This is a genomic window from Micromonospora luteifusca (genome assembly GCF_016907275.1).
Classification (GTDB): domain Bacteria; phylum Actinomycetota; class Actinomycetes; order Mycobacteriales; family Micromonosporaceae; genus Micromonospora; species Micromonospora luteifusca.
The window spans coordinates 1548281-1566906 of record NZ_JAFBBP010000001.1 but is presented as its reverse complement, the minus strand read 5'-3'; the positions used below and the strand labels follow the sequence as shown (position 1 = coordinate 1566906).

The 18626-nt window shown below is 66.9% G+C and carries 15 protein-coding genes, 1 other RNA gene and 1 pseudogene; 11 read left to right on the top strand and 6 right to left on the bottom strand.

Features of this window, described 5'->3' with window-relative positions; genetic code table 11:
* Nucleotides 1-12: 12 nt before the first annotated feature.
* Entirely contained in the window at nucleotides 13-1245 is a 1233-nt protein-coding gene (locus JOD64_RS06620; protein WP_204941428.1) for an MFS transporter, read from the top strand.
* Between the two features lie 13 nt (nucleotides 1246-1258).
* Here JOD64_RS06620 and JOD64_RS06615 read toward each other — a convergent pair whose 3' ends face one another.
* Nucleotides 1259-2020: a sulfite exporter TauE/SafE family protein gene (locus JOD64_RS06615; RefSeq protein ID WP_204941427.1), complete on the bottom strand. Its 762-nt coding sequence runs from the start codon at nucleotides 2018-2020 to the stop codon at nucleotides 1259-1261.
* A 130-nt stretch (nucleotides 2021-2150) separates the two neighbouring features.
* Between JOD64_RS06615 and rnpB the strand changes: the two genes are divergently transcribed.
* From rnpB to JOD64_RS06585, 6 genes and pseudogenes are all read left to right on the top strand, one after another.
* Nucleotides 2151-2566, top strand: an RNA gene (gene rnpB / locus JOD64_RS06610) — RNase P RNA component class A.
* Between the two features lie 194 nt (nucleotides 2567-2760).
* Nucleotides 2761-3147, top strand: coding sequence for a hypothetical protein (locus JOD64_RS06605; protein ID WP_239559438.1), 387 nt, complete (start codon nucleotides 2761-2763; stop codon nucleotides 3145-3147).
* A 368-nt stretch (nucleotides 3148-3515) separates the two neighbouring features.
* A complete protein-coding gene (locus JOD64_RS06600) occupies nucleotides 3516-4418 on the top strand; it encodes a hypothetical protein (RefSeq protein ID WP_204941425.1) in 903 nt (300 codons plus the stop codon).
* Between the two features lie 32 nt (nucleotides 4419-4450).
* The gene (locus JOD64_RS06595; RefSeq protein WP_204941424.1) at nucleotides 4451-5122 is read left to right on the top strand and encodes a hypothetical protein; all 672 of its coding nucleotides are present in this window, start codon (nucleotides 4451-4453) and stop codon (nucleotides 5120-5122) included.
* Nucleotides 5123-5630: 508 nt separating this feature from the next.
* A pseudogene (locus tag JOD64_RS06590) lies at nucleotides 5631-5849 on the top strand (tyrosine-type recombinase/integrase); the annotation flags it as partial.
* A 2632-nt stretch (nucleotides 5850-8481) separates the two neighbouring features.
* Nucleotides 8482-8745, top strand: a complete 264-nt coding sequence (locus JOD64_RS06585) for a hypothetical protein (RefSeq protein WP_204941422.1) — start codon at nucleotides 8482-8484, stop codon at nucleotides 8743-8745.
* Between the two features lie 696 nt (nucleotides 8746-9441).
* Here the strand turns inward: JOD64_RS06585 and JOD64_RS06580 are convergent.
* The 4 genes from JOD64_RS06580 to JOD64_RS06565 form a co-directional block, all read right to left on the bottom strand.
* Entirely contained in the window at nucleotides 9442-12237 is a 2796-nt protein-coding gene (locus JOD64_RS06580) for a TIM-barrel domain-containing protein (RefSeq protein WP_204941421.1), read from the bottom strand.
* A 148-nt stretch (nucleotides 12238-12385) separates the two neighbouring features.
* Nucleotides 12386-12916, bottom strand: a complete 531-nt coding sequence (locus JOD64_RS06575) for a hypothetical protein (RefSeq protein WP_204941420.1) — start codon at nucleotides 12914-12916, stop codon at nucleotides 12386-12388.
* 49 nt (nucleotides 12917-12965) lie between these two features.
* Nucleotides 12966-13895: an expansin EXLX1 family cellulose-binding protein gene (locus tag JOD64_RS06570; protein WP_204941419.1), complete on the bottom strand. Its 930-nt coding sequence runs from the start codon at nucleotides 13893-13895 to the stop codon at nucleotides 12966-12968.
* Between the two features lie 113 nt (nucleotides 13896-14008).
* Nucleotides 14009-15247 (bottom strand): FAD-dependent monooxygenase, encoded by a 1239-nt coding sequence (locus JOD64_RS06565; RefSeq protein WP_204941418.1) that lies wholly within the window; start codon nucleotides 15245-15247, stop codon nucleotides 14009-14011.
* 229 nt (nucleotides 15248-15476) lie between these two features.
* Between JOD64_RS06565 and JOD64_RS06560 the strand changes: the two genes are divergently transcribed.
* The gene (locus JOD64_RS06560) at nucleotides 15477-16433 is read left to right on the top strand and encodes a TetR/AcrR family transcriptional regulator C-terminal domain-containing protein (RefSeq protein WP_204941417.1); all 957 of its coding nucleotides are present in this window, start codon (nucleotides 15477-15479) and stop codon (nucleotides 16431-16433) included.
* A 10-nt stretch (nucleotides 16434-16443) separates the two neighbouring features.
* On the opposite strand, the gene JOD64_RS06555 is transcribed toward JOD64_RS06560, so the two are convergent.
* Entirely contained in the window at nucleotides 16444-16830 is a 387-nt protein-coding gene (locus JOD64_RS06555) for a hypothetical protein (protein ID WP_204941416.1), read from the bottom strand.
* Nucleotides 16831-17063: 233 nt separating this feature from the next.
* Here JOD64_RS06555 and JOD64_RS32880 point away from each other — a divergent pair, with 233 nt between their 5' ends.
* The 3 genes from JOD64_RS32880 (at nucleotide 17064) to JOD64_RS06540 (ending at nucleotide 18620) form a co-directional block, all read left to right on the top strand.
* Entirely contained in the window at nucleotides 17064-17654 is a 591-nt protein-coding gene (locus JOD64_RS32880; RefSeq protein ID WP_239559437.1) for an HNH endonuclease, read from the top strand.
* Nucleotides 17655-17664: 10 nt separating this feature from the next.
* Complete coding sequence (locus JOD64_RS06545) at nucleotides 17665-17859, top strand: hypothetical protein (protein WP_204941415.1); 195 nt, start codon at nucleotides 17665-17667, stop codon at nucleotides 17857-17859.
* A 212-nt stretch (nucleotides 17860-18071) separates the two neighbouring features.
* The gene (locus JOD64_RS06540) at nucleotides 18072-18620 is read left to right on the top strand and encodes a DUF6461 domain-containing protein (protein WP_204941414.1); all 549 of its coding nucleotides are present in this window, start codon (nucleotides 18072-18074) and stop codon (nucleotides 18618-18620) included.
* The last annotated feature ends 6 nt before the right edge of the window (nucleotides 18621-18626 follow it).

Here is an 18626-nt window from a genome sequence, read left to right as displayed (position 1 = left end):
TGAGGAGTCGGAGTGGATCGGCGTTCCGAACCGAACCGCAGTGCCATCTACGCCACCACACTGGTGGCCTTCCTTGCCATCGCGGGCATCGCCGTGGTCGATCCGATCCTGCCGGCCATCGGCGACGCGATCGGAGTCACCGCCTGGCAGGTCGAGCTGCTGTTCACCGCGTACATCGCGGTCATGGCCCTCGGCATGATCCCCGCGACGCTGGCCAGCGGCCGGTTCGGCTTCAAGCCGGTGCTCATCACCGGCGTCTCCGTGGTCGGCCTCGCCGCGATCCTCGCCTCGTTCAGCGACAACATCGTGCAGCTGTCCGTGCTGCGCGGTGTCTGGGGGCTGGGCAACGCGATGTTCTTCGCCACCGCCATGGTGGTGCTGGTCAACCTGGCCGTCGACCGGGAATGGGTGGTCGGCCTCTTCGAGACCGCCCTCGGCCTCGGCTTCGCCGTCGGTCCGCTGATCGGCGGCCTGCTCGGCGAGATCAGCTGGCGCCTGCCGTTCTTCGTCTGCGGCGTCTTCATGGTCCTCGCCCTCGGCGTGGCCGCCCGCAAACTCCGCGAGCCCACCAACCGGCAGGCACCGGTACGCGTCGGCCAGATCTTCGCCACCTACCGCCGGCCGGCGTTCATCGCCCTCTGCGTGGTGACCGGCACGTACAACTTCGTGTTCTTCGTGGTGCTCGGCTACACGCCGCTCTTCCTGGGGTTGGACATCATCCCGCTGGGGCTGGCGTTCACCGGTTGGGGTCTCGGCCTGGCCACCGGCATCCTGGTGATCGGCCACCGGCTGGCCCACCGGATCGGCGCCGTGCAGACCGTCGGCGTCGCCATCGCCGGGCTGCTGGTCTGCATGGTTCTCTTCGCCACCTCCACCAGCACCGCCGAGGCGCTCGTGGTGCTGGTGCTCTCCGGACTCTGCATGGGGCTGGCCAACGCCAACCTCACCGACCTGGCGCTCGGTCTCGGCTCCAGCGACCGTCGGGTCGCCACCGGGGCGTTCAACCTGGTCCGCTGGGGTGCCGCCGCGCCGGCACCGATCATCTCCGGCAAGCTCGCCGAGCAGTCGCTGTCGCTGCCGTTCTGGGTCGGCTTCGGTGTGCTCGCCGTCGGTGTGCTGGTCTACCTGGCCTTCGCGCACCTGATGGCCGCCGGCTACGGCGAGCGGGTGCTCTGGTCCCGCTGGAACCGGGCCGCCGCCGACGCCGAGCACGCCGCTGAGGAGCCGGTCGGCGAGACGTACTGACCGGCGGACGGGTTCAGCTCAGGGCGCGATAGAGCAGGTAGAGGCCGATCACCGTGCCGAACACCACGATCAGGGTCTTGAGCAGCACCGCCGGCAGCCGGCGAACCAGCCGGGCGCCCACGTACCCACCGATCAGGGTGGCCGGCGCGACCACCGCGACGGCCGCCCAGTTCACCGGGCCGAACAGGGCGAACACCACAAGCGTCGTCAACCCCACCACCGCGGAGAGCAGATTCTTGATCGCGCTCACCCGCGTCAGGGTCGCGTCCAGCACCAGGGCCAGCCCGGCGACCAGCATCACCCCGAGCGCCGCACCGAAGTACCCGCCGTACACCGCACCGAGCGCGACCATCGTCTGCACCGCGACCGTCCGCTGACGCGGCGACAGGTCCCGAGGGTGACCGACCAGCCGGCGCAGCGGGTCCTGGAAGGCCAGGACCGCGGTCGCGCCCAGCACCAGAAACGGCACGACCAGCTCGAACGCGCGGGCCGGGGTGGCCAGCAGCAGCAGCGCCCCGAGAATGGTGCCGACGATGGTGGTGGGCACCAGCGTGGCCAGCGCGCGGGGGCGCGGCAGGTCCGCCCGGCTGCCGGCCACGGCAGCCAGATACCCGGGGAACACGGCGAGGGAGTTGCTGACGTTCGCCGGAACCGGGGGCAACCCGACCGCGATCATCGCCGGAAAGGTGATCAGCGAACCACCACCGGCCACCGCGTTGACCGTGCCAGCGGCGAGACCGGCGGCGAGCAGCAGCGCGGCGTGGGAGAGATCCATAGCCCCACGAGGCTAGCCCCCGCCCTGTCCGGCGGATCCGCCGGACCACCGCACGTGAGCTGCGCGATCTTGCTCAGGCGGGGCGGCAATACCGACGGCCGGCACGTCGTTAGGATGAGAGCGCGACGGACGAGTCGACCGGGCGGCCGCGTCGGCGGGCTTCGGCCCGCCGCCGAGGAACGTCCGGACTCCACAGGGCAGGGTGGTTGTTAACGGCAACCCGGGGCGACCCGCGGGACAGTGCCACAGAAAACAGACCGCCGACCCCAACGGGGACGGTAAGGGTGAAACGGTGGGGTAAGAGCCCACCAGCACCCCGGGTGACCGGGGTGGCTCGGTAAACCCCACCCGGAGCAAGGCCAAGTAAGGGCCGTCATCGCAAGATGACGACCCCGCGCAGACGCTTGAGGGCTGCCCGCCCGATGTCTGCGGGTAGGCCGCTGGAGCCTGCCGGCAACGGCAGGCCGAGATGGATGGCCGCCGCCGGCGCAAACCCCTCGGGGTACGCGCCGCGCACAGAATCCGGCGTACAGGTCGACTCGTCCGTCGCCCACCAGGCCAGCCGCTGTCACATGGCGGCTGACCTGCTGTTTCTTCGGGTGTTAATGGTCGTCGTTGGTTAGCTTTGGTCGGCCTCTGACGGCCCCGCGACGGCCTGGACGGCCCATAGACGGCCCGATGAGGTGTCGGCTTCTGTCGGTCCTGTTTACGGGCAGCGGCGCATGCGTTACAGATCGCACATGAAGATCCTTCGCCGGTACTGGGGCCTTGTTGCGTTGGCCTTGCTACTCACCGCCTGGTGGACGACCCAGGTGGGGCCTGGAGTGCTGTACCTGCTGTCGGGTGCGGTCGTGCTCTGGTCGCTCTTCCAAGCGCCTGCCTGGTGTGGAGCCGCGACCCGAAGCCGCGGTGGCTTCTGCCGGAACAACTCGCGTGGGCTGCTGCTCGGTTGCCACCTCCGTGAGCATCGGTGGCAGAAGTTCAAGATGCTGTTCTACTTCAGCCGGTGGGCAGCGTTCAGCCGAGGTACGTGGGCCACACCCAGCGCCAAACTGGCCACGGTGTCGGGCTTAGTCGGAAGTGTCTCCGCTATAGCGACGGGCATCAAGGACTTCGCGTTGAGTTGAAGCGGAACTAGGAGCCCAATCCTTCCGCCAGCGGAAATGCCGTCACGCGCTTACACGGCCTCCGAGACTGCCATCGGCGGTTGCTGCTTGACGGCCTTTTATGGACTCTCGTGCCCCCCCGTGGCCCCACTGTCGGGAGTCGGCCCGGCTGGGTCGTCGCTTCCTCTGGGGCACAGCGAGCCTGGCTGGCCTGAAAAATTGGGGACCGGGACGGGGTGCGGGCGGATGTCGGATAGGCGACTGAGCCCTTAGGTTCGTTTAGTCCATTTGGTCGTGATTGGCCTTCATGTGTTGCCTGATCAAGGAGTTAGGATCGCCACCTGCTATTGCCCGTCAACCTCCTGGTGGGTGGCGGATAGGAGGAGAAGGTGCCACAAAGTCAGGTCCGGTTCATCAAGGCGTATGTGATGCACGGCCGGACGGCTGAGGGACTGTTGGATTACCCAGAGTTCTTCCGGTGGTTGGCTAACCTTCCCTATGGACGTACGAGAATCGACGTCAGTTCCGACCTGGTGCTCGCCATCGTTCGGTCTGTGGAGCGGCAAGGGATGTATCATTTCCGCTTTGTCAGCGGCAACCCAAGAGACGTCCCGATCCTTTATGACGAAAGTACCGGCACGACTTTGCAGGGGCGCACACCCGAGGGAACGTGGCTCGTGCAGTCCACCCGAGTCTCTGTCGCACCCGAGGAGCGCTGCGTTTTCATCGAAAGTCGACGCGTGGGCGTCGGTGCAACTAACCTCGAACGCTATTTCAACAACATTGCCCGCAATCTCGGGTTTGTCGAAAAATTGCAAGTTGATTTAAGTCCAATGCCCTCACCCTCATTCGAGGAAGACATTAACCAACTGGTTCGCATTCGTGAAGCAGCATTGGTTGTCGCGCGGCCCAACTCTGATTGGGATGACTCAAGCGACTTGTTATCACGCTTGGCTGATGACTCGAATGCGGGTGAAGCTGAGATGGTCGTGAAGGCCGCACGGGGGAAGTCGCTGTCGCGTACCTCCGGCGCGATCCGTCTGGTCAAACAGCACCTTCGCGAGGGTCTCAATAATCTCCGGAACATCCGAGTCGTCGGTCGGAGAGAGGGTGAGGCAGCCGATCGAGTCCTCACCCTCGAAAAGCACCAGATGCGAACGACAACGCGGATCAACTCGGCCGCGCCGCAGGAGGAGCAAGACGAGCAGGTCTTCGCGGCGGCCGAGGAGCTGGCGGAGGTGGCGCTGCCCCTGGTGAGGGAGAGAGCAGAGCAGGCATCGGGTACATCCTGAAACTTGTCGTACACCTGTTCTAGGGTTGAATCATGACGAGTCCGAAGCCGTCACGTGGGCGGTACTTCCGCTTTGCGCGCCTGCACCTTGGCCCCCGATTCTCCGATACGGTCCTACACAGGAATATGTCGATAAGTCTGATTGGGGCGGGGGCGTTGACTTTTGCTGCCTTCCGCTTGGGGTTCTTTCCAGCTCTTGAGAAGATCGCCGTTAAGGACTTCGTTGCTGGCCTGTTGGCCTATTCCGCACTGGGCTTTGGCGCGTCGACGGCTGCCGCCGCCCTGGCCTTGTCTATCCCGAAGACCACTTATTACTACACCATGATCGTCAATGGCCCTGGGTCACCAGTGGTCACGATCGATGCGGAGGGTAAGCCGAATGCTCGGAATCCCGAGGAGCAGCATCTCCTGGTTCCGAAACATTACGGCTCTGGCTTTCGATCCTTGTACGGGGACCTCGTATTCACGTTCTTGTGGACGATGGTGGCTCAACTCTCGTTGGGCGTAGGGGCGATGGCTTATTTCGCCATCGCGGGAGATGTAAATCTGGTTGACCACTCCCATTGCTTGAGATCAAGGGCGGGCTTCTTTCTAGTTGTTGCCATCATCATCTACGCTCTGCTCCAGATGCTTGCTCTTCTTCGAGCAATGGCTGACTACGCCCTCCTTCAAGAGGCTTTTGACCGGCGCAAACTCGGCCTGTAATGGACGCGCATTTGCCATCCCGTCTGCCGTCGACCCGCCCTCCTGGGGAGCGGGCCGCCGCCCGGTGCGCCACGTCAATCGGACCTTGACACAAGTACGGACGCTGGCGCACCGGGCGGTGGTCTGCTCGGCTTGCCCGGGTCGATGACAGGCGGGATGGCCCAGCGCAACCCCCCACGGACCCGGCAGCTGCCGACGATCCTTGGCCATCCTGGAGCCGGAGCGCCCCCGCCGGAGGCGCAGTAGCCCGCAACTCTGCTCGATGCACCAGCTGGCCGACGCGGCCGGCGTGCGCTTCCCTGCGCCGCGCGGGCTCGTGGCCGCGCGGCCCGGCCGGCTGCGGGCCCATCACTAACCGGTCAACGGCCTGTCGTGCTACGGCGGCCCCTTGGGCTTTGCGCTTTCGCGCCAGCCGCCGGGCGTGTTGCGTGGCCCGAGTCGGAGCGGCAGCGGAGCGACGGACGCGCGCCCAGGCGGCGGCGCGTGCGGCCCGTTCAGGGCCGCCTTGAGGTCGACCGGCATGCACGCGCTTCGGCATTTCTACGCCTCGGCCCTGCTAGATGCGGGGGAGAGCGTCAAGGCTCTCGCCTCCTACCTCGGCCACTCCGACCCCGGATTCACCCTCCGGGTGTACACGCACCTGATGCCGGCCAGCGAGGAACGCACCCGCAACGCCATCGATCGACTCTTTCGGCCCAACCCTGCTGACGGCCCCGACACGGCCTGAGGCGGGAGAGCGGTCGCATTCGCCCAGCTCAGAGCATGTGCACCTATCAGAATCCGGCGTACAGGTCGACTCGTCCGTCGCCCACCGGACCTTGGTCATCGCTGGGTAGCGTTGATGACCTAACGAACGCCCTGGCGACGCCCTGAGGGTCGGCTCAGTGTGGAGCGACGTGGTGACACGCTGGCGAGCCAGCCAGGGGTTGGACTGCGCGGCAGCCAGAGCCCGAATCACGCGACCAGGTCGCGCTCGCGCCGCCGGCTGTCGTCACATCCCCCATGGGCCTGCTTCCTCCTGTAGTGGGGGCGGTGCCCCGGCGGTCGTCGGTGGCTGACCGCCCCGGTGGCCGCAGGCGGGCGGGGCGGCTTGCCGCCGGCCGGGCTTGCCGCCCAGCACCACGCGGAGTGGTGCCTTGATACAACAGAAGCCGGCAGCAGCTTGGGAACGACAAGTTGGGAACGAGACATCCCTCTGACAAGTTCTGTACAGCTCGCCTGCACGCCCCCCCCGTGAGTGGATGGGGCCTCGGTTCCAGTTCGTCGCCAAGCGCCTATCCGCCCCAGCTGTTGCTGTCACCATTACTGAAGAACGCAGTTTGGGCGGGACACCCCGGGGCCAGCCCGGTGTCCTGCGGCAACGCAAGTCGTAACAAGCCAACGAACTCGCTGCAGACCCGGGCACTCACTGGCAGGAGGCCCTACTGGTTGGCCTGTGCGCTGTCAACCCGCCACCAGCGATACTGGTGCGCCAGAGTTTTGTGGGACTAGCGCAGATCACCCGGAGTCGCCAAGATAACCCGGTGTCTTGGAACGGTGACCAGAGGTCTTCACTGTGGTGGGCCGTCTCGGCGCTAGGAGCTGTAGGTGCAATAGGAGGTTTCCTCGCGATTCTGGTGTCCGGCCCGGAAAACTGGCTAGAAACTGGAGATCACCTGGGGAGTATCGGTGGATCACTGCTGGCCCTGGTGGGTCTGGCGGTCAGTCTGGCGTCGTGGCGGGCTGCATTACGGACGGCGCCGCAAGATCAGGTGAGCCACCGTAAGCAGACGTGTCACGAGCTGGCCCACCTAGTGCATCAGGAGTGGGGGCATGAGGCGACGATGCGCGGCTTGGGTCAGCCAGACCCCATTCAGGTGCAATGGTCCTCCACTGGCTTGGCCGTGGCTGCCGCGCCATCGGAGGTGCTTGGCCCTAGCGCAGGGCGGGCGACTCGATTGCGGCTGCACGGCGATGTTGACGGGATCGCCATAGCGTGGCGGCAATTGCCAGCCCGGCAGTTAGTCATTCTTGGTGGGCCGGGTGCAGGGAAAACTTCTTTGGCCGTGCTGCTGGTCCTAAAATTGCTCGAACATTGGCAAGACGATGAGCCCGTACCGGTGTTAGTAAACTTAGCTGGGTGGGATCCTAATCGGGAGCACATAGACACCTGGTTGGCGCGCCGACTCGTTGCAGGCTACTCGTCGGCGGTCGGACGAGGGCGGGTCGGCAAAGCGACGGCAACACGGCTCATCGACAGTTCCTCCATCCTGCCAGTGTTCGACGGGCTCGACGAGTTACCCAGGCGCTCGATAGCGCCCGCTGTGGCAGCGTTAAACGCCGCCGTTGGTCGAAATCGTCCTCTAGTTCTCACCTGCCGGAGGCGAGAGTACCAAAACGCCATTTCGACTATCGGCGTCCCCCTCGCGAGGGCGGCGGTGGTGGAGATAGAGCCGGTAACAGGGCGGCAGGCAGTGCAATACCTCTCGGCTGGACAGGTCAACGGCAAAGATCGGTGGGCGCCGGTTCTGGCCATCCTTAGGAACCAACCGGGAGGCGTGCTCGCAGCGGCTTTATCCACGCCGCTGATGGTGTATCTAGCCCGGACGGCTTACATTAACCCCGATGCCAAGCCAGTCTCCCTAACAACTTTCGCGAGTGTCCGTGCTATCGAAAAGCACCTACTAGATGCGTACCTGCCCTCACTGTATCCCCCTCCTGCCGCGGCAATCAGGTTCAAGAGCTTCGAGCCAAGGCGGAACTATCGTCTCGTAAACGCCAAAAAATGGTTAGCATTCGTGGCACGTCAGTTGCAACGCCAGAGAGCCCCTTCCTTTCGGCGGTGGCAACTTATCCAGGCCGTCCCGGGCCGCACTTTGTCAGCTGGTATTGTTGCCGGGACTGCTCTTGGGGTTCTAGCTTGGATTGCCGTCAGCCTCGCACTCGGGACCGTTGCGGGCTCTGTCGCTGGTTACGCGATCGGGGCGATTTTCGCGCTGATGATTGGATCGAAACTTCCCGGTGATCCCAAAGCTGCGTATGGCCTCCAGCGCGGCCCTTCTGCCGGTATATTCTTCGGGACCACGGCAGGAAATGTGTGTGGTCTTTTCGTTGGATTCATTGGAGGACTTGGCGGTGTCCTTTATTACGAGGCCACCGCGTTCTCAGCGACCGCCTTTGCCGTCGGGGCATTAGGAGGGCTAACGGGGGGACTCCTATACCAAGTCATGGCGCTGCTCACGATGCGGCCCGCAGACCAGGATCTTAGATTCGAGATTACAGTCTCACTATTGGTTGGAATAATCGCAATGGTCCCGCTTGGCTTGATAGGGGGGCTCGGCGTTGCGCTGCTTGTCGTATTCGTTCTTTGGGGAGGGGGCGTGCTGCTGCTCGTCCTAATTCTGGGGCTCGCCTCCGGGTATGCGGCCGGGGTGCTCCTGCCGATTTTCACCCCCGCATGGATTCAGCATCAGGTCTGGTCTTTCCTGGCGCGCTGCTGGTTTAGTGCCAGTGGTCGTCTGCCATGGCGAATTACCCGCTTCCTCGATGACGCTTACCGCCGAGGAGTCCTTCGCCGGGTGGGGGCCGAGTATCAATTCCGCCACGACCGACTAAAGCAACATCTTTCGGCGATAGATGAATGAGGCGGCCAAAGGTGCGTCAACTAGCCGTCGCGCTGTCAAGCGCTTGCTTATTAATAGGTCGCTCAGGGTCGGAGTGCTACGAGCTTGAATTGCCACGGAAGAGGAGTGCTTAGGAGTGGCGGGATATCAGCCTGCTGCATTTAGCGCACACCCCGAATCGAACCTGCTTAGGTTTCCCCTGGCTGAACGCTGAACCCGGGAAGGAGGAAGTTGGTGCCCAATCTGCCGACGGGTGGTGTAGGTGTGGTTTCTCATGCTGCCGGGCAGCCACGTGATGCGTGCGGGCGTGCGGTTGCAGGCCCTGCCCGCCAAACCGACCAGGCCAGCCAACGCCGGCGGAACCCGGTACGGGTCGGATGAACGGGCGCCCTCGCCCGCACCTGCCGATGCGTCCGGCGTGGCTGTGCCGCAACTGCGTGGCGCCCTGGCCGTGTAGCCCGGCACAGCTCGCCCTTGCGACCGAGTTCTACGGTCATTCGATCGCGCTGGCGTTCTACCTGGCCGCGTCGATGCAGGAGGCCGATCGACGACGTGTACGGCCTGGGGCTGCGCCCAGACCTGCCGGCGCTGCACGCCAGGTTCCTCGGCTGGTTGTCGCTGGCCCGCCGGCCCCACCGACGCTGAGCTCAGCCAAACAACGAACCGGCCGGGTGGGTTGCCCCACCCGGCCGGTGTCCGGATCTCTGCAAACAGGCTTTAGTGCTTCTTGAACACCGGCATGGTGTCCAGCGTGGTGGTGATGTTCTGCGTGGTGCCGCCTTGATGCGTCTTCCCGGTGAAGATGTCGGTCCAGCTGTTGCCCGGCGGGAACCACACCGACGTGGTGGCGGTGTTGCCCGGCGTCGTCACCGGTGCCACCAGGTAGTCCGGGCCGTAGAGGTACTCGGAACCGGCGGTGGCGTACGCGGCCTGCTCATTCGGGTAGGCCAGGTACATCGAGCGGACGATGGGGGTACCCGTGCGGGTGGCCTCCTGGGCTGCGGCGTAGGTGTACGGCAGCAGTTCCTCCCGCAGGTTCAGGAACTTCTTGGCCGATGCGCTCGCCACCGGGCCGTACTGCCAGGGCAGCCGGTCGCTGTGGTTGGAGTGCAGCCGGTCGATCGGCTGGAACGTACCGAACTGGACCCACCGGGCGTAGAGGTCGTCCGGCAGCTTGGTGCTGCCCGGTTCGGTGCCCGGCTCCTGCAGGCCGCCAGTGTGCCCGCCGATGTCGTGGCTGACCGCGGCCAGTCCGGTCGCGGCCGACTCGCCCGGCGTGTAGCCGACCTCCATCTGCAGGGTTTCCCAGTTGGAGGTGGTGTCACCGGTGAAGTGCAGCGTGGTGCGCTTGTCGGCCCACGGTCCGGTCGACACCGGGGTCGGGCTGCTGTAGCCGCCGGCCTGCAACGAGCCGTACGCCCGGGAGAAGGCGAAACCGGTCTTGTCGGCGTACTGCTGGTTGATCCATGCGTCCCCGGTCACCCCGGCGAGCGAGGACTTCGTGTTGTCGCAGCACCAGTCCAACCACCAGAGGTCCGGGCCCTTGCTGCCCTTCGGCACCATCTCGTCGTGGAGATGCATGTACGCCTTGAGCTGGTCCGGGTCGCCGAAGTCGAACGCGTAGCAGTCGGCACCGCCGTTGCAGCCGACGCGCTGCAGCTTGCCCTTCGCGGTGGCCTGCGCCTGCGCGAACTTCGGGTCCGAGCCAAGGATGCTCGGGTGGATGTTGATGCCGGTGTGCAGGCCCTGCTTCTTGGCCCAGTCGAAGAACGCCTTCGGGTCCGGGATCCGGCTGGGGTCGATGCTCCAGCCGTTCCACCTGTCCGGCGCCTTGATGTCGGTGTCGAGGACAAGAACGTCCATCGGCACACCCTCGGCCTTGGCCCGGGTCACCAGGTCCTGGAACTCGGTCGCGGTGCGGTCGTAGTACTCGGAGTACCACACCCCGTACGCCCACTTCGGCAGCAGCTTCGTGGGCCCGGTCAGGGTCGCCAGGTCCTTCAAGCCACGGTTGAAGTCCTGCCCGTACGCGAAGACGTAGCCGTCCTGCTCGGCGGCGGGCCGGGGCTTGGTGTTGCTCAGGGCCGAGGCCGAGTCGTCGAGCAGGTACCAGCCGTCCTGGTAGAGCAGGCCCGGAGCGGTGAGTGCGGAACCGGACACGCCATCCAGGCCCCGGCGGTAGCCGCCGAGCGGCGCGTGCGGGGCGAGCAGCGGGGAGGCCGCGCTCGTGACGGCGACCGTGTCCACGTTGACGTTGCAGCTGGCGTCCGTGGGGCAACCCAGCGTCACGGTGTTGGTGCCACTGTTGAGGTCGACCGGGACGGAAACGGTGTTCCAGTAGTCCCACCCGCTGGTCGGCGGAAGGGTCGCCGTGACCGGCGCCGCCGTTCCCGCCGTGACCGACATGGTGCGCGCCTGGCTCGGCTGCGAGCCGGCCTGGCCGTTGGCGTAGCGGATCTGCACCTGGTAGCGACCTGCGGACGGAACATCCGTCACGGTCAGCGTGTCGCTGGACGTGGTGCTTTCCAGGCCGGCCAGGAATCCCGTACCGGAAGCGCCGTTGTGGTCGTTCGCGGGCTTCGCACCGCCGGTCAGCGCGCCGGTCTCGGCCTCTCCCAGCGTGCCGAACCGCAGGGGCTGCGGCTGGGGCGTGGCCGGTGCCGGGAATGAGTCACCCGCGTTGACCACCGCGAGGCTGTCGACGTTCACGTTGCCGGAGTCATTGGGACCCCGCACGACGCTGATCTCGTGCCGGCCCTTGGTGAGGTCGACCGGCACGCTGGCCGTGCCCCAGGTGTCCCAGTTCGCGGTGGGCGGCAGCGTCAGCGTGTGGCCGGCGTCGCCGTCGACCTGAACAGTCAGGGTGCGGGCCACGGTCTGGCCGTCGCCGCCAGCGCTGTTGGCGTAGCGGACGGTGAGCTGCTTGGTGCCGTCTTCCGGAGCGTCGAGCGCGAACTTGACCGAGTCGCCGGACGAGGCGAAACCGGCCGCGAAGCCGCGCCCGGTGTATCCCCGGTGGTCGGTGGCCACGCCGGGACCGCTCAGCTGCAGCGATTCGGCCTCGCAGAGGGCGCCGAACGCGCAGTCCGGAGCGGTGTGGCCGGCCCAGGGGCTGCCCTGCACGACCTGCTTGCCGGTCTTGAGCTGCACGGTGAGGTTGTCGGCGGTGAACGTGCCCGAGCCGACCTGGTAACGCAACGTCATCGCGTCGGTCTCGATGGTGAGCCAACCGTGCTCGACGTGCTTCGTGAAACGCGTACGGGAGAAGTCATCGCGCCCGATGGCGTTGAACGTGGCGGCGTCGGTGAACTTGCCGTCCTTCTGGTACTCGGTGCGGATCAGGGTCGGGGACAGCACCTCGAAACGTGCGTCACCCGACCGGACGGCTCCGTCCTGCGCCTTGTGATGGCTGGCCTGGGCCGGCGCGGACGGAGCGAGGATCAGCCCCGTGATGAGAATGCCGGCTGCGGCGGCTGCTGTAGCGCTGCGGCGGCGTGAATCCCGATAGAGCAAGATGCGCCCCTCGTCTCATATGGAAGAAATGAGTCGATGACAACGCTGTCACTGGACCGAAACACATGTCAACCGGCCCTGGCGGGTGTCCCTTCTCTCTTTCGTCAACGGTCGTGCACGTCGGCAGATGCCGCTGTTACCCCGCCCATCAATCAGCGCAGGGCGTGAACCGGCTCGACCATCCCTGGTCAGGCCTCCCGTTGAGGGCCAACAACTCGAACCCGTTGCCGTCGTGGCTGACCAGCAGCGCGTCGCCGAATCTGTAGCGCTCCGGGGATTCCGGGTCGCGTGTCGCTGCGGCCGTGCGTTCCCCGAAGTCGAGTCGCACCCATCGGTGCTCGTCGTCATGGTCGTCGTCTTCGTGCTCGTGTTCGCTCAACAGCCAGGTGCCCTGCGCCGAGGCGGGCCGGCGGCCGTCGAAGTAGGTGCCCCAGACGTACTGGTCGCTCCAGGTGTCGCGGAGGTCGTCGAGGAGGTGCGAGAGGTAGGCGTCCGAGATCAGCCTCAGCCGCGACGACCCGTCCTGGCGCAGGTCGATCCGGTCGCCGGAGGACCCGCACCAGGCCCTCGTCAGGTCAGTGTTCGTCGGGTGCGGTGGCGGAGCCGAGGGCACACAGCCAACCCCACAGGTCAGGAGGAGCATCAGTGTGGTCGTCCCGGCAACGGCTTTGATCCGCACGCCGGCCACTCTAGAACCGTGCACCGCCCTAGATCGCCGGGAGGATAGGTCAGCAGCGGGGGGCGTCGAGCGGGGCCGCGCCGGCGAGGGCTTCGACGGTCGGCGCCGGTGCGCTCGTCTCCGCCGAGGTCGGGGAGGGCGCGACGGTGGGGGTCGGCGGGGCCGAGGGCGAACTGCTCGGCGTACGGGCGGCGTCGGGTCCGGCGAGGGCGGCCGTGCTGCGTTGGACCTGCTTCGCGACCATCCGGATGGTGGCGGTCGCCTGGCGCCCGTACACGTCGGTGACCCTGATGCTGTAGGGCCCGGGGCCGAGGCCGCCCTCGACGGTCCAGTAGTTGTCGTGCTGACGCGCCGCCTTGCGGAAACCGCCGGTCGGGCCCTTGGCCTCGACCGAGCGGAGTGGGTTGCCGTGGTTGCCGATCTGCACCGCGAACCAATACTGCGAGGCGCCGCGCTTCATCCGGAAGGTGAGCCCTCCGTCGAGCGGAGGGTTCACCACCGCCCGGTACGTCACGGGCACGATGCCCTGCGCCCGGTCGGCGATCTTGGCGAACGCCTCCTCGGAGAGGTCGATCTTGCCAGGTGAGCAGCCGCCGCACTGGTCCATGACGAGGACCCGGACCTGGCCCTTCGGGCCGCTCACGTCCAGGTAACTGCCGCAGGCCGCCGCCCCGGAGTACTCGGATGCGCCGAGGGCCACGTAGAGCCGGTCCGCCGGAGGGCTCGGGAAGGAGCAGGTGCCGCCGGAGCGGCCCGCGTCGTAGTAGCTGGCCTTTCCCTTGTGGACGGCGCTTCCCGTTGGTGGCGCGGCGCAGGCCGGGGTGGCGCCGCCGCGTACGGCGAGGGTGATGCCGAGTACGGCGGCCAGGGCGGTGACTCCGGCACCGACCAACCAGTGTCTGACCCGCCGACTCGACCGCTGCGTGCCGTTGTTGCCGGCCGGGGCGTCGTTCTCGGGAACCGTGTCTGGTGCCGTCACGGCGCCTGATGTTGCCGCACCATGCCGCGGCGGCGCAAAGCCGTCGAGCGGACCGTCACTCGCCGGAGCGGCGGGGGCGCAATCCGTTGAGAGTGGCGGGTCTCGTCCGGCGGCTACCCGACCTGACCGTGTGCCGCGCCGTGGGGCCGGGAGGCCGAGGCGGTGGCGTAGTCGGGCAGCGTGATGGCGTCCGCCTTCTGGAACTGTCGGGCGAGGATGTCGCGCATCGGCCAGTGCCCCATCATCCGCATCGACTGGTTCCGCGCCCAGATCATGAGCCGGCTCTGGGGCGCGAACCCGCCGATCCCGCCGGGCGGCAACTCCTGGCACTGGCGGACGTAGTCGCGCATGACCTCCTGGTAGCGCGCGAACGCCCGCCCGTGGTCGCCGCCGGCCGAGGCCAGTTCGCCGGCGAGCACGTACGCCCCGACCAACGCCATGCTGGTGCCCATACCGGTCAGCGGCGAGCCGCAGTACCCGGCGTCGCCGAGCAGCGTCACCCGGCCCCGCGACCAGTTCGGCACGTGCACCTGGCAGATGCTGTCGAAGAAGAAGTCCGGCGCGTCCGGCAGCGCATCCAGCAGTGCCGGCACCCGCCAATCCACCCCCGCGAAGGCGTCGGTGAGCAGGCGCTGCTGCTGGCGTACGTCGCGCCGGTCGTACTCCAGTGGCGGCGAGGTGAAGCTCAGCATGGCCTTCGCGGTGCCACCCCGCTCGGGGCGGATCCCCGCGACCCGCCCGCCGGGCGCGTTGTACATGAGGAACCAGTCGTTCAGGTCACCCGGATCCGGCACGGTGAAGTACGCGGTGTACCCGCCGAGCGGCTTCACGTACTCGTGCTCGGCCCCGAAGGCGAGCCGACGTACGCCCGAGTGCACCCCGTCCGCGCCGACCACCAGGTCGAACGTGCGCACCATGCCGCTGGCGAAGCGAACCCGAACCCCCGTGTCGCCCTGGTCGAGTTCGGTGATCCGGTCGGCGAAGAGGTACTCGACCTCACCCGCGGTGGCGTCGTGGAGGATCCGGGTCAGATCGCCCCGCATGATCTCGATCTCGGCCACGATGCCCTCGCCGCCGAAGAGGTCAGCGGGCATCCGGGCCACCCAGCGGCCCTTCGCGTCGACGTTGGCGACTCCGCGCTCGTCGACCCGGTCCTCGCGTACCCGGGGTATCAGCCCCATCCGCTCGACCACCTCGCGACCGGCGCCGCGCAGGTCGACGGCCTGACCGCCGGGGCGCAGGGCCGGGGCGACCTCCACGACGGTCGGAGTGAAGCCGTGCCGGCGTAGCCAGTACGCCAGTGCCGGCCCGGCGATGCTGGCGCCGGAGATGAGAACCGTTCCGTTGATCATCGATAATTCCCCGTTCGTGTACGGTGTACATCATGTGGCGTACACGCTATGCGGGCTGTTCGACGCGAGGCAATACCCCTGCTGGCCAGGCATTTGGTGGACAGTGCCGTACTAGTACTACTGCTAGTACGGTCCACCTGCGCGTCGGTCGACTGCCGGGCCACCGAGGTGAAATACCCGACATCGGCGTACTAGTACGCGAGGTCGGTGCGCGGGCGGAGGTGACGCGGTGAGCCGGCCAGAGGCTCCGTACCTGCGCATCGTCGAGGAGATCCGGCGCCGCATCGTCGCCGGTGAGCTGCGCCCCGGCGACCAGGTGCCCTCCGCCCGCCGGATCAGCCAGGAGAGGGGCGTCGCCATCGCCACCGCCACGAAGGTGCACGCCGCGCTGCGCCAGCAGGGACTGACCGAGGCGCGCTCCGGCGTCGGTACCGTCGTCGCCAGCGCCCCGGAGCCCGCGGGTGTCCCGGCGACGGAACGCGCCCGACGGCCCCGTGGCGCGGCGCGGCCGGGAGGCGAGGGCGAGCTGAGCCGGGAACGCATCGTCGCCGTCGCGATCGCCGTCGCCGACGCGGACGGCATGGCCGAGCTCTCCATGCGCCGCGTCGCCACTGAACTCGGCGTCGCCACGATGTCGCTGTACCGGTACGTGGCGGGCAAGGACGAGCTGCTGCTGCACATGATCGACGCGGTGTTGGGGGAGGAGAAGGTGCCGCCGCGGAGCACGGAGGGCTGGCGGGCCGACCTGGCGAGGATCGCCCGGTTGGAGTGGCGCTTCTTTCGCCGCCACCCCTGGCTGGCCCCGGCCATGTCGATCACCCGCCCCCAGCTCACCCCGAACGCCGTGGCGATCACCGACGGGGTGCTGCACGCTCTCGACGGACTCGGCCTCGACTCGGAGACCCAGCTCTACGTGCACCTCACGCTCTTCAGCTTCGGGCGGGGGTTGGCGACGGCGATCGAGCCGGAGATCGAGGCGCAGCGCGAGACCGGCCTGACCAACGACGAGTGGATGGAGTTTCAGGAGTCGCGGCTGGCGGAACTGGCCGCCGCCGGTTCGCCGTTGCTGCGGATGGCTCTGCGCAACGACTTCGACTTCGACCTGGACCGGCTCTTCGAGTTCGGGCTGGATCGTCTGCTGGACGGGCTGGCGGTGCACCTGCCGGACGACGGCGGCCGGCCGTGAGGCCTGATCGTCAGCGCGGCGCTCGCGACCCGGCGGCCACCTGGCCTGATCGCTGACGGCGGACCGTCACCGAGCGCCACGCGTCGAGGGCCCAACCGAGGTCCGCCGTGTCGGCGCTGCTAAAGACCGTTTCCAGGTATGTCGTGTCGACGAAGGTGTAGCCGTAGAGGCTGAACCTGACATCGCCGTCATGGCGGTAGAGCCACGCGGCACGGTGACCGATCCCGTCTCGGCCGCTCTCACCAATCTTGGCCGTCGGGTTTGGCGGCAGGTCGGCATCGAGCGAGGCGATGATGTCGGCTCCATCGGCGCAACGCCACGGGCTTCCGGACACCACCCGCAACGTGCGACCGGGTGCGCGCCACGTGGTGACGCCGTCCGTGACGCCCTCCCGCACCCAGGCAGGCGACAGCTCGATCCACCAGCCGGCGCCCAGAGATCTCCGCACGCCTCAGTGTGACCCACGGCCAGGGATCGCACGATCGGTCGGTGTCTGCGTGACAGGTGACCGCTTAGCCCCGGAGGAACTCTCGGGAGAGCGGTCTGTCAGGGGTGGGCTCTACGGTACGGACTGCTGTTCGGTTCCTCGGGGAGGAGAGGGCGGAGCTGATGGGCGGTAGCCGTCGCGACATGCCAACGCTCTACGGCATCGTGCAGTACTGGAGAGGCAGGTACGACGAGGTCTTCCCGAACCTGAAAGCGGCCTATATCGGCTGGGGTGAGCCGTTCTGCTTCAGGTGCGGTTGGCTGGCTCCGGTGGACGACACTCAGGCGACGCTTGCCCAAATCTGGAACTCGGCCCGTGGCTGGCTTGATCGAGCGCATTTGCAGGACCTGGCCCTTGGCGGATCCAACGGGTCGGAGAACCTCGTTCCGCTGTGTCGACAGTGCCACGACATCATGGATCCCTGCGACAGCAGGGCAGAGGCGATTGCCTACGTAAATGACGGTGTTCCCGTCGATAGCTGGTGGCAGATGCACACCGACGCCATCTTCAACTCTGAGGCGAACCTCGACGTGCCCCACAAGACGAAGATCATGCGGGACGTGTACACCCGGTGGGTCGAGCAGATGCGCATGATCGAAGCCGCGAAGCGCGGCAATCCGCAGGCTGTCAAGCGGCTGGAGAAGCTTCTGGAGTGGGCTAGGCGTACGGCCGAGCGCGAGGGACGACATTTCCCGGTAACCATCGATGATCTGCGGGGATCCCACCCAGTCTAGAGTGCGATTCATGTCGGGCCGGCAGGAACGAATACGTCGAGAGCTTGGCGGTTTCCTCAAGCAGTACGGCCGCAGCTCTCAGTCCCGTAACGGGATGGATCCCAACGATCGCCAGTACAGCCGCAAGCTGGAAACCCAGGTCAAGCGGTTGCGCCCAGAGGATCTCGACCGCCTGATGCGGGACGACGAAGGAGACGACGAGTAGTCACCTACCATCCAGCCTTGTGGTGGAGGGATTGTTCTGGGCAGTTGCCATGTCGCTCTGCGGTCTGCTGGGTTGTCTGGTTCCGTGCGCTCTTCTGGCGGGCGGTGGCCGTCTGGCCCGGGAAGGGTGACCGCGGGTAGCGGCCAGAGGTTGAGGCGTCTCGGCGGTCACCCACCCGGCCGCCTGACCATGTCCTGAGGAGTTGTTGCACAGTGGACGTCGAACAGTGGACCTGGGCGGGGCAGGAGCGCTTTCCGGGCTTCTGCTTCACCTTCGTCCAGGATCGTGATCCGGCCACGGTCGCGGCAGCGCTCGGCGCTGACTGCCTGACTGTGCTGACGCTCATCGAGGCCGAGCAGGCTCATCCGATCAGCAGGCCCGGGGCGTTGCTCCGCCTCGGGGCGTACGGCCGATGGGTTTTCTGCTTCGAGGACCGGGCACCGATCGCGAACCGGGCGCCGGCGATCACGCGCCTGGCGCAGGGTACGCGACTGGTGCAGGTCACCAAGAGCGGTGACGGGATGGTCATCGTGCGGGATGTGGTCGACGGGCGGAACATCGAGATGTTCGAGCCTGGCGGGGCCGTCTACGTCGACGGGCCGCTACGGCCGCGGGTCGCGGCCCTCCTGCCGGAGCAGTCCAGGATCGTCGCGGCGCTCGCCGTGGTCGGCGACGAAGTTGGTGCCGACCTGGATCGCGCAACCCTGGATGGTCCGCTCGCCACGGCCCTGAGCATGCTCAACGAGCCGGCCAGCCGGTGAGGAGGA